13 protein-coding genes are annotated in these 15,221 nt (G+C 72.8%); 5 read left to right on the top strand and 8 right to left on the bottom strand.

The window, feature by feature from the left end; all coding sequences use genetic code 11:
- Window positions 1-61: 61 nt before the first annotated feature.
- The 3 genes from AB0J86_RS12385 to AB0J86_RS12375 form a co-directional block, all read right to left on the bottom strand.
- Window positions 62-1,321: an MFS transporter gene (locus AB0J86_RS12385; RefSeq protein ID WP_363856314.1), complete on the bottom strand. Its 1,260-nt coding sequence runs from the start codon at window positions 1,319-1,321 to the stop codon at window positions 62-64.
- Window positions 1,322-1,455: 134 nt separating this feature from the next.
- Window positions 1,456-3,900: a M14 family zinc carboxypeptidase gene (locus tag AB0J86_RS12380; protein ID WP_363856312.1), complete on the bottom strand. Its 2,445-nt coding sequence runs from the start codon at window positions 3,898-3,900 to the stop codon at window positions 1,456-1,458.
- A gap of 134 nt (window positions 3,901-4,034) precedes the next feature.
- A complete protein-coding gene (locus tag AB0J86_RS12375; protein ID WP_363856310.1) occupies window positions 4,035-4,355 on the bottom strand; it encodes a metalloregulator ArsR/SmtB family transcription factor in 321 nt (106 codons plus the stop codon).
- Window positions 4,356-4,547: 192 nt separating this feature from the next.
- Here AB0J86_RS12375 and AB0J86_RS12370 point away from each other — a divergent pair, with 192 nt between their 5' ends.
- The gene (locus AB0J86_RS12370; RefSeq protein WP_363856308.1) at window positions 4,548-7,382 is read left to right on the top strand and encodes a M14 family zinc carboxypeptidase; all 2,835 of its coding nucleotides are present in this window, start codon (window positions 4,548-4,550) and stop codon (window positions 7,380-7,382) included.
- Window positions 7,383-7,517: 135 nt separating this feature from the next.
- On the opposite strand, the gene AB0J86_RS12365 is transcribed toward AB0J86_RS12370, so the two are convergent.
- The gene (locus AB0J86_RS12365) at window positions 7,518-8,729 is read right to left on the bottom strand and encodes a hypothetical protein (RefSeq protein ID WP_363856307.1); all 1,212 of its coding nucleotides are present in this window, start codon (window positions 8,727-8,729) and stop codon (window positions 7,518-7,520) included.
- Between the two features lie 136 nt (window positions 8,730-8,865).
- A complete protein-coding gene (locus tag AB0J86_RS12360; protein ID WP_363856305.1) occupies window positions 8,866-9,315 on the bottom strand; it encodes a hypothetical protein in 450 nt (149 codons plus the stop codon).
- A 206-nt stretch (window positions 9,316-9,521) separates the two neighbouring features.
- Here AB0J86_RS12360 and AB0J86_RS12355 point away from each other — a divergent pair, with 206 nt between their 5' ends.
- The 4 genes from AB0J86_RS12355 to AB0J86_RS12340 all read left to right on the top strand — a co-directional run bounded on the left by AB0J86_RS12355 (window position 9,522) and on the right by AB0J86_RS12340 (window position 11,842).
- Window positions 9,522-9,902, top strand: coding sequence for a PadR family transcriptional regulator (locus AB0J86_RS12355; RefSeq protein ID WP_363856304.1), 381 nt, complete (start codon window positions 9,522-9,524; stop codon window positions 9,900-9,902).
- Window positions 9,903-9,904: 2 nt separating this feature from the next.
- A complete protein-coding gene (locus tag AB0J86_RS12350; protein WP_363856302.1) occupies window positions 9,905-10,606 on the top strand; it encodes a hypothetical protein in 702 nt (233 codons plus the stop codon).
- 234 nt (window positions 10,607-10,840) lie between these two features.
- Window positions 10,841-11,434 carry a dihydrofolate reductase family protein gene (locus tag AB0J86_RS12345; RefSeq protein ID WP_363856301.1) on the top strand — a complete coding sequence of 198 codons (594 nt, stop codon included), beginning with the start codon at window positions 10,841-10,843 and terminating at the stop codon, window positions 11,432-11,434.
- 201 nt (window positions 11,435-11,635) lie between these two features.
- On the top strand, window positions 11,636-11,842 hold the full coding sequence (locus AB0J86_RS12340; protein ID WP_363856299.1) for a hypothetical protein: 207 nt from the start codon (window positions 11,636-11,638) through the stop codon (window positions 11,840-11,842).
- A 147-nt stretch (window positions 11,843-11,989) separates the two neighbouring features.
- On the opposite strand, the gene AB0J86_RS12335 is transcribed toward AB0J86_RS12340, so the two are convergent.
- Genes AB0J86_RS12335 through AB0J86_RS12325 form a run of 3 tightly spaced genes read right to left on the bottom strand, consistent with a single transcriptional unit; the run spans window position 11,990 to window position 15,190 of the window.
- Window positions 11,990-12,721 (bottom strand): hypothetical protein, encoded by a 732-nt coding sequence (locus tag AB0J86_RS12335; RefSeq protein ID WP_363856297.1) that lies wholly within the window; start codon window positions 12,719-12,721, stop codon window positions 11,990-11,992.
- Window positions 12,714-13,820, bottom strand: a complete 1,107-nt coding sequence (locus tag AB0J86_RS12330) for a zinc ribbon domain-containing protein (protein WP_363856295.1) — start codon at window positions 13,818-13,820, stop codon at window positions 12,714-12,716. Before AB0J86_RS12330 ends, AB0J86_RS12335 begins: the two co-directional genes overlap by 8 nt.
- Window positions 13,817-15,190: a M48 family metalloprotease gene (locus AB0J86_RS12325; RefSeq protein WP_363856293.1), complete on the bottom strand. Its 1,374-nt coding sequence runs from the start codon at window positions 15,188-15,190 to the stop codon at window positions 13,817-13,819. Before AB0J86_RS12325 ends, AB0J86_RS12330 begins: the two co-directional genes overlap by 4 nt.
- Between the last annotated feature and the right edge of the window lie 31 nt (window positions 15,191-15,221).

The raw sequence follows: 15,221 nt of genomic DNA, 5'->3' as shown, positions 1-15,221 counted from the left end.
AGCCGACCGGCCCGTCGCCCGGCGGCTACCCTGGCACCGGCGTGCCCCGCGACCGCCCGGCCTATGCGCTGGGCACCGGTGCCGGTGCGGGCCGCTGCTCGTCGGCGTGGGCGATCCGGGCCAGTTCCCGCCAGAGCAGCAGGACGAAGACGGCCGAGCCGACGAAGGCGAACCAGAACGGCGCGACGACCCCGTAGTGGGTGGCCAGGGTGCCGCCGATGGCCGAGCCCACGACCAGGCCGCCGAAGGTGCTGATGGTGTTGAGGCTGTTCACCCGCCCCTGGAGGTGGGTGGGGACCGCCCGTTGCCGCACGGTGGTCGAGGTGGTGCCCCAGATGAACGCGTGCGCGCCGAAGACGAACATGATCGCCGAGGCGAGCCAGGCCGAGGTGGTCAGCGCGAGCCCCAGGTGGGTGAAGGTCTCGATGACCAGGCCGGCCCGCATCACGTTGCCCAGGCTGACCCGCGCGGTGAGCCGGCCGTAGAGCGCGGTGCCGAGCAGGCCGCCGACCGCTCCGATCGTGGTGAGCAGCCCGAACCCGACGGCCCCCAGGCCGAGCCGTTCCCGGGCGTAGAGCACCAGGACCGACCAGGCCGCGCCGAAGGTGAAGTTGAAGATCAGGATGGTCAGGGAGAGGGTGCGTACGGCCGGGTGCCGTACCGTCCAGCGGAACCCCTCCGCGATGTCGCGCCACAGGCCGCCCCGCGCGTCCGGGTCGCGGCCGTGCGCCGGCAGGATCACCCGGGACACCAGGAACATGCCGGCCAGCACCAGCACCGCCTCGGCCACGAACGGCGACACCGTGCCCGCGGCGAAGAGCACCGCGCCGAGCGGTGGGCCGACGAGCTGGTTGAGGGTGATGAACCCGGTCTGCAACCGGGCGTTGGCGAGCGACAGGTCGTCCCGGCGCACCAGCATCGGGGTCAGCGTGGCGGCGGTGTTGTCGGCGAAGACCTCGGCGGTGGCCAGCAGCCCCAGCGCGACCAGCGCCTCGACCGCGCCGACCCGGCCCACCAGCAGTCCGGCTACCAGCAGGGCCAGCACCACCGCCCGTACGGCGTTGGCGACGATCACGATCCGCCGCCGGTCGAGCCGGTCGGAGAGCGCGCCCGCGTAGAGGCCGAAGCAGAGCGGCGGCGCCCACCGCAGCAGCGCGGCCAGCGACACCAGGAACGCGTCGTCGGTGAGGGCGGCCACCAGCAGCGGGCCGGCCGCCGCCGCCACGCCGTCGCCCAGGTTGGTGGCCCAGGACGAGGCCAGTAGCCAGCGGAAACTCTTGCCCAGCCGGGCCGGAACGGCAGCCTCGATCACCCTGTGCACAAGGCCAGGACCCTACGTCGGGGCCCGGACCGCCCGCAACGCGAATTCGCCGCCCCCGGGCCGGTCACCGGGTCGGCGGAGACGGGTCGGCCGCCGGGCCCGCGCGGGTCCGGCGGCCGACCGTGGTACGCGGGTCAGTGGCGTCCGCCGACCCGCACCTGCTCGCGGTTGTAGTTGTCGTGCCGGCCGTCGGGCCGGTAGTTGTTCTCGATGTTTCCGGCGATGTCGACGGCGAACCAGCGTACGGTCGTGGTCCGGTCGACGGTGAGCTGCTGCGCCCCCTCCCGCATGCCCGCCGAGGTGAGCTTCGGCGAGTTCAGCGTCGGCCGGCTGCCGTCGAGGGTGTAGTAGATGTTGGCCGGCTCGTCCTCGGTGAAGGTGAAGGTGGTGGAGGTGTCGGTGCGGGCGGTGACCCTCAGCTTCGAGTCGGGCCGGTCCCGGTCACCCGCGAAGGCCCGGGCCACTTCGAGGATGCCGATCTGGCCGCTGGCGAACTCCATCGCCTCCTCGTGCCCCTCGGCGAACGGCGGCTGGAAGCCGACCGGCTGGAACTGCTTGGTCGCCTGGTCGTAGAGGTCGGCGCCGACCTCGAAGTCCCAGCCGATGATGCCCCGGTTGTACCAGTGCTCGTCGGCGCTGTTGCCGGCCGCCGAGTACAGCACGTCCGGCACCGGCCCGGTGCGGCCGGGCCAGATCGCCGTACCGCGCCAGGACTTGACCGCCTCGAGGATGTGGTCCGAGGCGCTCCAGAAGTAGTTCTCGGTACCGAAGTCGGCCCGGGGCAGCAGCTGCCGGCCGTCCGCCTTGTACGCCCCCGGCGGCCACATGAAGTACCCACCGTACGAGTGGGTGTTCATGGCGAACTTGATGTTCGGGTACCGCTCGGTCAGCCAGACCTCGTTGCGTGCCTCCGGCTCGGAGAGCTCGGCCGGGCCGGCGAAGGTGCCGCTGGTGCAGCTCGTCGAGGCGCCGCTGTAGCCGTCGAAGAGGGAGCCGACGGAGAAGTTGCGGTTCAGGTCCACGCCCCAGGAGTTGCGCGAGGCGGGGTCGGCGGCGGAGGCGGCGCAGTAGTTGGTCATGTTCTTGCGCTGCATGTTGTAGTCGTAGAAGCTGTAGTGCGCGCCGTCCGGGTTGACCGTGGGCAGGATGAAGATGTCCAGGTCGTCGACGAGCTTGCGGGTCTTCGGGTCCCGGGCGTAGTTGCGCAGCAGCCGCTCGGCGGTCTCCACGCAGACCAGCGGGGTCACCCACTCCCGGGCGTGCTCCTGGCAGTAGAGGAAGACGCCGACCTTCGAGCCGTCCCGCTTCTTGCCGATCCGCAGCGCCTTCATCTGGAACGGCTTGCGCGACACGCTCTCGGGGGCCTTGAGGTTGTCGCTCAGCCGGGTCGCCGGTGCCGCCGCGACCGCGCCCGTGCCGGCGTTGCCCCGGTACGTGGCGGCGGTCAGCAGCGCCGCGGCCGCCGGCTCGGCGTTGAGCGCGGCCACCACCTGCGCGGCCGTGCTGCTGACCGCGCCGGCCGCGTCGGTGGCGAGGTTGACCGTGACGGCCTTGCCGGCGACCGAGACCGTCAGCGGCGCCCCGGCCGCCGCCGGCTGCGTCAGCGCGACGCTGACGTCGTTGCCGCCCTCGGACCCGTACGCCTTGGAGGTGACGTAGAGGGTGCTCGCGGGGGCGGTGCCGAACTGGGCCTGCGCGGCGCGGCGGTAGCCGTTGGTCTGGTACGGCAGGTCGATGACCTGGGCGATCCTCGGGAACTGCCGGGCCAGCGAGGTGATCCGGTCGGTCACCTCGGTCGGGTCCATGTAGTGGTCGACGAAGTCGGAGACGTAGTGCGGGTTGGGTGACTTGCGCGGCTCACCCAGCCACTCGGTGACCGGTACGGTGACCGAGCCGCCGCGGCTGCTGGTGATGGTGACCTTCGTGGGGCGCGCGTCGACGGCCAGCGGCTCGTCGAAGCGGTGGTACATGTACTGCCCGGCGTCGGTGAACCGGGCGAGCGTCGCGGTACCGCCGGAGTCCGGTGCGGTGCCGCGGCCCGCGTCCCAGGTAGCGGTCAGCACCGTCTCCGCGTCGCCCGCGCTCGACTTGACCTCGACGGAGAGAAAGCGCTGCTTGTCGATGCTGGTGAACGACTCCGCGCGCAGCGGGGTGAGGGTGTCCGTCTCCGCCGCGTCGACCGCGTTCTCGGCGATGGCGGCGCGGCGCTCGGCCTGACCGGCCGCGTAGTCACGCTGGTCGGCGATCGGATCGCGGACGTCGATGCCGAGCGCCCGCAACTGCTGCGACTCCTGCGGGCTGAGGACCGCGTGCACCTCCAGACCGCCGGCGACGGGCTTCTTGTACTCGACGAGGTCGACGCCCATGTCGTTGAGCCGGTCGACCGCGGCCTGGTCGGGCACCACGATCCGCATCAGCGCGACGCCGTCCTGGGCGGTGCTGGGCAGGCGGTCGGGGGTGACCTGACCGGCCTGGGTGGACGGTCCGGCGAGGACCGGGGGTGCGCCGAGCGCGAGGGCGACGGGCAGCGCGAGCAGCGCCGCCGCGCGGCCCGTACGCCCGAGGCGAGAACTCCGCATGAGAGATCCCTTCGGGGGTGGTGGACGCGTGCTCGTCCCGGTACGCCACTGCGCGAAGACGATCACGCCGGTGGCACGAGTCTTGGCGGATCGCCAGGGTTCGTCAATCCCATGGGATCGTCGATCCCGTGAGTTCAGGGCTCGCGCTCCAGGTCGGTCTTGAGGTCGGCGAGGGTGGCGGCGTGGTGCTCGGTGTACTTGTCGATCCACCGGTCGTGGATCAGTCGGATCGGCACCGGGTTCAGGTAGTGCAACTTCTCCCGGCCGGAGCGCCGGGTGACGACGAGCCCGGCCTCCTCCAGCACTCGAAGGTGCTTCATGACCCCGAACCGGGTCATCTCCAGCTCGGACTCCAGCTCGGTGAGGGTACGCCCGTCGCGGGCGAAGAGCAGGTCGAGCAGGAACCGCCGGGTCGGGTCGGCGAGCGCCTTGAAGACGCGGTCGTCATCAGCCACCCCTCCAAAATAGGTGACCCATTGGTCACCTTCAAGTCGGGGTCCACGCGCGGCACCGGCCGTCACCAGCGACTCCGGCACAGTATCAAGATCTTGACTGTATTGATCCGCAGGCCATAGCATCCGGTCTCCGCCTTCCCCGCCCTGCCCGCCGAAAGGCACGAGGCCCACCGAAAGGCACGAGGAACGAACATGGGAACGCTGGGATCCACCGTCACACCGCCCGTCCCCCGAAGAAGACTCGCGCGGGTCACCGCGCTCGCCGTACTCGCCTCGGCGCTGCCGCTGCTGGGCGGCACGGCCGCGCAGGCGCACGGTACGCCGGGACACGGCGCGCCCGCACCGTGCGGCACCGATCCGGCCGCCCGGCTCGCCTCGGTGCCGAGCCCGGAGTCGTTCCTCGGCTTCCCGCTCGGCACCGGCCAGCAGCGCGTGGTCACCAACGACGAGATCCGCGGCTACCTGTCGGCCGTCGACGCCGCCTCCGACCGGGTGGTCAGCGGGGTCATGGGGGTGAGCGTGCGGGGCCAGGAGCTGCCGTACGCGATCGTCTCCGACGGCCGGCACCTCGGCCGCGGCGAGCTGCGGAAGATCGCCGACCAGGTCCGCTCGCTGCGCGACCCGCGCCGCATCTCGGACCGGCAGGCCGCCAGGATCGCCGCCGACGGCCCGGCCATCGTCTGGGTCACCGGCAACGTCCACGGCGGGGAGAAGAGCGGCGCCGACGCCGCCCTGAAGACCCTGTACGAGCTGGCCAGCGGCCTGAACTGCGAGGTACGGCGGCGCAACGACAACCTGGTCACCGTGATCGTGCCGACGCAGAACCCGGACGGGCGCGATGCCACCCGGCGGCAGAACGAGTTCGGCTTCGACCTCAACCGCGACTGGTTCGCCCGTACTCAGCAGGAGACGGACGACAAGATCGACCTGCTCCGGCAGTACCCTCCGCAGGTCTACGTCGACGCGCACGAGATGGGCGGCCGGCAGTACTTCTTCCCGCCGAACGCCGACCCGATCCACCACGAGATCTCCGGCGAGGTGGTGGACTGGATCAACCGGATCGGCGCGGCGAACAAGGCCGGGTTCGGCTACAACGGCGCCTGCACCGAGACGGTCACGGCCGAGTGCTACTTCAACTACGACACCTACGACATGTTCTACATGGGCTACGGCGACACCGTGCCCTCCACCGGCTTCGGCGCCGCCGGCATGACCTTCGAGAAGGGCAGCTCGTCGGCGGTACAGGACCGGGTGCAGCAGCAGTTCAACACCCAGTGGGCCACGCTCGGCTGGGCCGCCGCCAACCGGCGCGAGGTGCTGGGCGGCTACTACAAGATCTGGAAGGACGCGCTCGCGGAGGGGCGCGCCGGCGCGCTCGAACCGAACGAGGTGGTCCAGCCGACCAACACCGTCCAGTTCCCGGTGCCGCCGGTCAGCATCCGCTCGTACTTCCTGCTGCCGAACCGGCAGCTCGGCGACGTGCGGCGGCTGGTCGAGCGGCTGCGCGGCATGGACGTCGAGGTCTACCGGCTCACCAGGCCGCTGAAGGTACCGAACGCGCGGATCTTCGGCGGTCGCTCGGCGCGCGACCTGACCGTACCGGCGGGGGCGTACTGGATCCCGATGGACCAGCCGCAGAAGCACTGGATCCAGGCGATCATGGGCGAGGACCCGTACGTGCCGTTCCCGTACTTCTACGACGTCTCCTCCTGGAGCAACCCGCTGCTGATGGGCGTCGACACCGTCTACACCGGCGACGCGCTCGCCCCGAAGGCCGAGCGGGTGAAGGCGATCGACGGCGGCCGGGCGGGATCGGCGCCCCGGCGCGGCTCGTACACGTACCCGCTGGACTCGGCCGCGGCGGCCGAGCTGACCTTCCAGCTGCTCGGGCAGGGCGTGCCGCTGGTGCGGGACGGCGACACGGTCAGCCTGGCCGCGACCGGCCTGACCCGCGCCGTCGAGCAGGCCGCTCGGGAACGCGGGGTGACGCTGTCGGCCAGTGCGAAGGCGCCCGCCGGCAGCCCACTGCGGCGCCCGGACGTCGGGCTCTTCGCCGGTACCGGCATCTCCACCACCGCCGGCTCGTACGGTGAGGCCCGCTACGTCCTCGGCCAGCGCTGGGGGCTGGACCTCGCGCCGGTCACCACCGCCGACATCAACGACAACACCCCGGCCTTCACCGGCCGGGACGTGCTCCTGGTGCCGGACGGCAGCAGCCCGACCGGCGGGCTCACCGCCGCCGGGCAGGCGAACCTGCGCAATTGGATCGCCCAGGGGCACACCTACCTCGGCCTGCGCAACGAGGGCACCCGGATGGCGCGGGCCGCCGGGCTCACCTCCACCACCGAGAAGGCGAAGCCGACCGGGTACGAGGTGATCGGCTCGCACTTCCGGGTCGACGTGGACCACCGCAGCGCGGTGGCGGCGGGCCGGCCCGCCGAGGACTTCCAGTTCAACAACGACGACTCGATCCTGACGCCGAGCAGCACCGGGATCAACGTGTTGCGCTACCCGAGCGACGACACCTTCTGGCACAACGGGTACACGGCCGAGGTGGACGCGCTGCGCGGCACCGTGGCGCTGGTCGACGAGCCCACGGGGGCCGGCCACGCCGTGCTCTTCGCCTTCAACCCGCTCTTCCGGGCGTACAACGAGAGCGGCTTGCAGCTCGTCGCCAACGCGCTGCTGGCACCGGCCGGTACCGCCGCCGGGGTGAACGCCAGCCTCGCCCCGAACGCCCGTACCGTCGACCCGGCGCGGGCCGCCGCGGCGACGGCACCGGTGGCCGAGAACCTCGGCGGCGACTGGCGGCCGATCCGGATCCAGGTCGCGGCGAGCGACCTGGCCCGGACCGAGGCGGTCGTCCGCGCGTACACCGGCGACGCCCGCAGCGCGGTGGCGGACGGCTCGGCGTACCTGACCATCCCGAACCCGCAGGGGTTGTCGGCCGACGAGCACCCGTTCCTCGGCGACCTGGTACGCGCCCTGCGCGCGGCGGGCATCCCGCTGCGCTCGCTCGTCGCCTGAGTCGGAGCGAACGGTCGGACGACGGCCGGGGTGGGCACCGCAGCTGCGGTGCCCACCCCGGCCGCTTCGCGAGCGCTCCGTTCCGACCGCTTAGGCAGGCGGTCCGTTCCGGCCGGTTCGCCGGCCGGGGCGTCGTCACCCGTCGAAGGCCTTCTTCATCGCCGCCAGGAGAATCTGCTCCTGCGCGCTCAGGTTCGACAGGTCGAGTTCCGGACCGCCCAGATCCGGCTGCGCGTTGTCCAGCCCCGGCTGCGCGATGGGCGTCATGGTCCGCTCGTCGAGGTCGAGGTTGTCCAGTTCGGCCTCGGCCGTGGCCGGCTTCAGGTTCAGATGCCGCTCGATCATGCCTCCCGTGGCCCAGGCGTCCTCCTCGACCGGCATCTTGGCGTACTGCAGATAGGCCTGCTTGGCAAGCTCCCGGGTTCGGACGTACCTGTCCTGCAACCCCTCCGTCAGCTGCTTCATCCGCGCGGCACCGCCCGGCTTCAGCAGTTCGCTGTCGAAGTAGTTGCGCAGCTGCGGATCGGCCGTGGGAGCGTTGTCGAACACCTTCTGCCAGGCCCGCCACATCGACCGCGCCTGGTGGTAGTCGATGAGGGCCTGGTCCTTCCGCGCGTTGACGAGGTCCGCCGGCGACTGCCCGTCGTGCCCCACCTCGATGTTGAGCTGCCACCGCTCGGCCTCCGCCCACTCGGCCTTTTCCTTCGCCTTCAGCGGCCTGGTCACGGCCTCCTTGGCGATGTTGAGCGGGATCTGGATCGCCGCCGCGATGACGTCCGCCCCCTTCCCCTCGCCGGCCAGCTTGCGCGCCACCCGGAAGACCTGCTCGGCGTGCCGGCACTCGTGGTACGCGGTGTTGGCGCAGCGGCCGAACTCCTCCGGCGTGACCGGGCCCGTCAGGAAGTCGGGGTTGAACCACACCTGCCAGAGGCCCCGGTTGAAGGCGGCGTGCTCGGCGGTGCCGGTCATCTTGCGCGTCGGATCGATGACCCCGGGCGCGCGCGGTACACCGGCGGCGGCGAGCGCGGCGATCGCCGGTTCCAGCAGCATGCTCATCCGCTCGTTGAGGCTGAGTCCGGCCCACCTGTCGAAGCCGCCCCGCACCGTCTTGGCGTACTTCTTCGACACCTTCTCGCCGGCCAGCCCGGTCCCGCCGCGCTGAAGCACGAGGACGCCGCCGCCGGTGCGGGCCGTGTCGCGGCCGGCCAGCGCGGCGACCGTCGCCCGGTTCCCGGCGGCGCGTTGCAGGGCGAGGATCCGCTCGTGCCGGCCCGCCTCACGCGGAGCAGGGCGCGGGACCACCCGCGGAGCGGTGCCGGCCGGGATGGTGTCGCGAAGGGCCCACATTGTTCCTGATCTCGTCGAGGATCGGGGTCCGGACAGCCTAACCGGGTCGGCCGAGGTTGATCGACCAACGTAAGAATGCCGACAGGGGCGCTTTTCGGTACCCGGTCGGCGGGGTGCGACGGCTCCCCGGGCCGGACTACCGGCCGCTGCCGCCGCCCCGTCGGGCCGCTCCCTCGGGGCGGAAACTCGTCTCCCGCTCGATCGAGTTGTCGGGCCGGTCCTCGACCGGACGGTCGTTCGGGAAGGTCCGTCGGCGCGGTGCGGGATCAGGGGGCGCGCCGGGACCGGCCTCCTGGTAGCGGGTCGGCTCCACCGAGCCGATCGGCTCGTGCGGGCCGAGACCGGGCTGGCCGGCGCGGCGCTCGCCCCGGCGCCCCTCCGGTACCGCCGTCGGCTCGCTCCCCTCGTCCAGCGGGTTGTCCTGGTCGACCCCCCAGGGCGCGTCCCGGTCCTCCCGGCCGCCCCAGCCGTACGGCCCGACCCCCTCCGGCCCGGCCGGCTCGATGGACGGGTCACCCTCGGGGCGACCACCGGGACCCGAGCCGGGAGGCGGCCCGCCGTCGTCGGTTCGTCTGCTCGCGCTCATCTGCTCACCTCGCTGACGGATAGGCGTACCCCTGGATTGCCCGCAGGACCGCCGGGCATGCGGACGGGATCCGCGCCAGCGGTACCGGCCGGCCGGGTTTGCCCACCGGCGGAACGGGTAGCGGCCGGCCGGGTTTGTTCGCCGGCGGGACGGGTAGCGGCGCCACTATTTGACGACGCATAATAGTGGCCACTATTATGCGTCGCATGACAGTGACCGGGACGGCGGACGCCGCCGGAGACGGCGACCGGCAGACCCAGCTGCTCCGCGGGGTGCTCGACATGTGCCTGCTCGCGCTGCTGGCCAAGGAGCCGGCACACGGCTACGAACTGGTCCACCGGTTCGACGCCGCCGGCTTCCAGCCGGTCGGCTACGGCACGATCTACCCGCTGCTGACCCGGATGCGACGCCTGGGCCTGGTCGCCGACGAGATGCAGGCCAGCCCCAGCGGGCCGGCGCGCAAGGTCTACACGCTCACCGACGCCGGCCACGCCCGCCTGCGCGCCTGGCGGCAGCAGTGGACGCACTTCGTCGGCACCGTCGACAGCACTCTCACCGACTCCGTCCCCGACAGCCCGAGGAGTTGACCGTGGACACCATTGACGACGCCATCGCGACCGCCGAAGCAGAGTGGCGGGCGTACGGCGTACACCGCAGCGACGCCGCCACGCTCGCGGCCGACCTGCGGTCCGAACTGGAATCGGCCGCCGCCGACGGCATCACGCCGGCACAGCTGCTCGGCGGCGACGTACGCGGGCTGGCGAGGCGGCTCGCCGACGAGGCCGGCGTCCGCCGGACCCCCCGCGCATACGGGCGGGTGCTCCGCACCGCGCTCGTCGGCGCCCTGCTGGGGGCCGCGCTGGGCTACCTCGTCCTGCTGGCGGTCTACCCCGCGATGGTCCGGCTGGTCGACCTGCCCCGCGACGTCGAGGTGCCGATACTCCTGGCGGTCCTGCTCTACTACGGCGGCGCCGCCGCGGTCGTCGTCGTCGTCGGCGCGGTCGCCGCGGTCCGGGTACACCTGCGCGACCTGCCCGGGGCCCGGTCCACCGGAAACGCCATGAGCCTGCTCCTGCCGCTGGCCGGCGTGGTCGTCACGCCGATCACGATCGGTTTCGCCCGGTCCACCGGCTACAGCGACTCCGGGCCGGTGGTGCTCGCCGAGGTCGCGCTCGTCGTCGCCGCGGTCACCGGCGCGGTCGTCCTGGCCCGCCGCTGGGCCCTGCGGGACCGGGACCCGCGAGCGATCACGGGCACGGCCGAGCCGGGCTCTCCCCGCGCCGTCGCGTAGGCCGCCGGCGTTCTGGTGACCAGGGCCCGCGCCGGCTGCTGGTTCACCGCACACGTGACCGGTCACCCGTGGCATCGAACGAAGTTCACCCAGTTGGGAGCCGGCCCGGTGATCGCCGGCTCCGAACACTGCGCGGGTGATGTCGAAGACGGGGGCCCGGCTCCGTCCCAGCCGGTGACAGGGCCCATCCGCGCCATGGACGCGGGGGCGGGTGACGACCGGTAGGAGGCCGGGATGCGGAAGGTAGTCGCGGACGAGTTCATGACGCTGGACGGGGTGGTGCAGGCTCCCAGCTATGCCGACGAGGATGTGACCGGCGGCTTCGGGCACGGTGGCTGGCACAGCCGCTACCTCGACGAGCTGTCCATGAGCTGGGTGGTCGAGAACGTGCGCGGCGCGGGCGGCTACCTGCTGGGACGCGGCACGTACGAGATCTTCGCCGCCCACTGGCCGACCGCGCCGGAGGAGCAGCGGGTGCTCGCCGACCCGCTGAACTCGTTGCCGAAGTACGTCGCCTCGACGAGCCTCGCGGAGCCGCTCCGCTGGCAGAACTCCACGCTGCTGCGCGGCGACATCGGCGCGGCCGTGCGCGCTCTGAAGGCCGAGGAGGGCAAGGACCTGCACGTCGTCGGCAGCCCTGGGCTCGTCCGGAGCCTGTTGGCGCTGGACCTGGTGGACGAGCTCCGGTTGATGATCGACCCGCTGGTGCTGGGTGGCGGTAAGCGCCTCTTCCCCGACGACGCCGCACACCGTCCGCTGCGGTTGACCGACAGCCGGGTGACCGGCACCGGCGCGATCATCGCCACCTACGTCGCCGGGGGTGACTGACCCCCAGGGCCCGTTCCGGGGTGATTGATCCCCGGAGTCCCGTTCTCGGATCCGCGCGAGCGGCCGCGGATTCCGGGCGGTCGTGGACAGGACCGGGCGGACCCTCTAGCGTGGACGCGGCTTCGAGACGGGTCGATCGACCGCGACGTCGAGCGACCGTGGCCCGGGGCGGCGACGGCAGGGCGCGGTTCGGAGGATCGCATGCAGTGGAACGGACCGGGCAACACGCCGGGGGCGCACGCCGCGTACGACCGGAACGACAGGTGCCCGGTCTGTTCGGTACCGCCCGGCGCTGAGCACATGAACTCCTGCGACTACTACGGGGTCTGGGACGGCGCCCTCCCGGGGGGCGACGGCTGGTACGGGCCCGAGGAGGAGTGGGACGACGACGAGGAAGACGCCCGCTGACGAGCGATGCCGCATGATCGGGCCGCCCCGACGGTGACCGGGGTGATCGCGCAACTGCGAGGAACGAGGCCCCTCGGCGGCTCGCGAGGCCCCTCTTTCCCCGCAGTTGCGCGCTCGTGCCGCTGCCCGGCCTCGTGCCGACCGTCCTCAGGAGTCGCGCGGGCGCCGGGGCGCCGGCCCGGGACGGGATCGGGGCCGCGCGGGAAAGGGCGGCGGCGGGACGGGCGGGTGGAGCGGGACGAGCCAGCCGACCGCCCGGCGCAGCCAGTTCCACCCCCGGGGCCGCCCGTTGCGTCCGGAGAGTCGCTGCCCGAAGAGTTCCAGCAGCTCGACCACGATGCCGGCACCGATGACGGCGATGGCCGCGATCCGGACCGCGCCGAGCCGGGCGGGCGCGTGCGGTACGAGCATCACGGCCGCGCCGACCAGCAGCGTCAGCACGCCCAGGTTGTAGCGGGTACGGGTGCGGGCGACGAGGTGCTGCCAGCACGCCAGGTGGTGGCGCAACTCCCAGTCGACCACCGCCCGCCGCTGCGGGTCGTCCGCGTCGGCGTACCACTCCAGGGCCTGGGCCGGCGTCACGGCGTACGCCTTCGCCTGCGCGTTGAGCTGCACCACCTGCAGGAAGAGCACGAAGGCGAGGCCGAGCAGCACGAGCACCGGGTCCGGCCAGCGCAGCGCCGACTCGATCTGCAGCACGAGGGCGAGCAGCGTCACCGCGAAACCGGCGAGCAGGGGCGCCGCCGTCCCGCCGAGCGCGTCGACGGCCGCGAAGGCCCCGTACGGGCTGGGCGGCGCCGGGCGCTCCCCGACCGACCCGTTCGTCGGCCCGCCCTCGGTCGCCGGTCCACGCTCGGCCGCCGGCACCGGCTCACTCATCGGGCGCGGGTGCGAACTCGACCTCGCCGGAGGCGTTGACCCTGGCGGCGCCGTCGACCCCGAAGGACGTGGTGTCCTCGAAGGTCGGCGAGAAGACCGAACTGGTACGCCCCGACGCCTTCGCCTGCCCGCCGCTGCCGTCGACCCGTGCGGTGCCGGTCAGGCTCGGACCCAGCTCGATCCGCAGCTCCGGGTACTTGGTGATCTGCCAGGCGATGCTGGTGACGTCGTAGTAGCCGGAGTACGAGAAGGGGCAGTCCGGCGGCTCGGCGGTCTTGCTCTGCGCGCACTTGTCCAGCCAGGCGCGTACCTGCTTCTCGATCTCCTGTTGCGCGGCGGGCCGCAGCGCCGGGGTCACGTCCGGGCTCTGCTGGCCGGTGACGAGATCGACCTGGGGCAGCTCGACCAGCGGGTTCTCGGGCAGGGCGAGGCGGTACGTGCCGGGGAAGGCGTCGTACTGGGCACCCTCGCCCACGGTCACCCGGTTGCCCGCGACCAGCAGCTCGGGCAGGGCCGACGCCGGGAGCGGCAGGGGCAGCAGCCCGTTGGTGATCCGCCACCGGTCGACCAACCCGCTGCCGCTCTCCAGCTTCAGCTGCTGGGTGACGGGCGCGCCGGCGAGCTGGTAGCCGACGGTGACGTCCGCCTCGTCGCCGTCGATGTCCACCTTGCGCACGGTCGCCCGCTCCGGCGGGGTGTAGCCCGGGTCGCGCAGCGCCCGAGCGGCGAGCAGCGGGTTGCCGGCCCGACCGGACGAGTCGTCGAGCCGGCTCCACGCGGCGTCGGCGTCGCGGTCGCGCAGCGCCGCGAAGTAACCCTCCACCACGTCCGCCGGCGTGAAGAAGAGCGCCCGGACCGCCAGGATCGGCAGCGTAGCGACGAGGAGCACCGCGATGACCAGCACGGTCACGACCAGGCCGCGCGTGGACGGCCGGGTCGGCAGCAGCACTGACGACGGGGCCGCCGCGCCGGCCCCTGGCGGTTGCGACACGCCGCCGGGAACCGTGCGGGCGTACCCGCAGCGGGGGCAGTAGCGCGCCTCGGTGCCGATCTCGGCCCGGCAGGTCGGGCACTGCGTCGAAGGTTGCGTCTCGGTCATCGTTGTCCCTCCCGTTCCGTGCCGCGCTGCGCCGGTACCACCGCTTCGGTGCGGTCGGCACCGGCCGTCCCACCGGTCGTGGGAGCGGGCCGCTGCCGCCGCCGGGCCTGGGGCAGCGGGTACCGCCGCCCCGGCTCCTCGAGCTGCTCCAGGCGCAGCTCGTTCGGCGGGTGCGACGCGCAGACCGCCTCGTCCCAGCCGTTGCGGCTGCCGTCGAAGCTGCGCCGGAACCGCTCCAGCGCCTGGCGCAGGCCGTCGCGCTGCCGGGCCAGTACGGCGCCCTGGTCGGCCCGGTACTCGGCCTCCCGGCTCCCCGCCGCCTGCAACGGCATCACGAAGAACCGCACGGCCGCGGCGATCGGCCACGACACGAGCACCGCCAGGAACCGGACGATCGAGTTGTGGAAGGCCCGCAGCACCCAGGTCGCGGCGGCGTACGGCAGGTAGAGCGGCAGCGCTATCCCCCGGACGAGCAGCCGGGAGACGCCGTCGGCGTTGTGCCAGTGCACCAGCTCGTGGCTGAGCACGCCGGAGATGACCGCCGGGTCGTAGTCGAACTCGTCGAGCAGGCCGCGGGTCACCACGATGTGCCGGGTGTACGCGAGCGCCTGCGCCTCCCGGGTGTCGTCCACCAGCAGGCGCGGTACGTTCGGCAGGCCCAGCCGGTCGGCGCACTCGTGCAGCAGCGGCAGCAGGAGGTCGGCCTCGCGGCGGCTCAGCCGACGGGCTCCCGAGAGCCGCATCCGCCAGGGCTCCAGGGCCACGCCGTAGAGCACGTAGAGCAGGCCGATCACGATCGCCAGCACCACCTGCAGGAGCACGACCAGGATGGTGACGACGGGGTCGTCGGCGTAGGCCATCGCCCAGGGCAGCAGCAACCCGCCCACCCCGCCCACGACGATCCCCAGCGCGATGCCGAGCAGCGCGCCGAGGCCGCCGCCGACGTTGCCGGCGAGGGTGTTGAGCACGTCACCGAGGACCGGCACGTCCGCCAGGCGGTCGGCGGCGAGCTGGGTCGAGCCGAAGTAGCCGACGACACCCGCGGAGGCGGCGGCGACCAGCCCCAGCAGGATCGCCGTGGGCAGCCCGAACCAGGCGGCGACCAGCGCGGCGATGGTGCCCCGCCAGTCCCGGGTGATGCCGGCGGTCAGCCACCAGAGCACGGACGAGTACGCCCCGGGCCGGTGCGTGAACCAGCGGGAGCCACCACCGGCGAGGGTGCCGACCGGCTTCGCGTCCGGATCCGGTACGGCGACCCGTACGGTCGTCGAGTCGTCGGCGGGGCCGGGACCGGTCCGGGCCGAACCACCGGGCTGACTTCCGTCGATCGGCCGGCCGCACTGTGGACAGTTGCCCTGGCCGGAATCCACGGGCGCGGAACAGTGTGCGCAGTTCACGGGG

This window comes from Micromonospora sp. NPDC049559 (assembly GCF_040676675.1).
In the GTDB taxonomy this organism is placed as follows: Bacteria; Actinomycetota; Actinomycetes; order Mycobacteriales; family Micromonosporaceae; genus JBFAPK01.
This window is presented reverse-complemented; position numbering and strand designations above follow the sequence as displayed.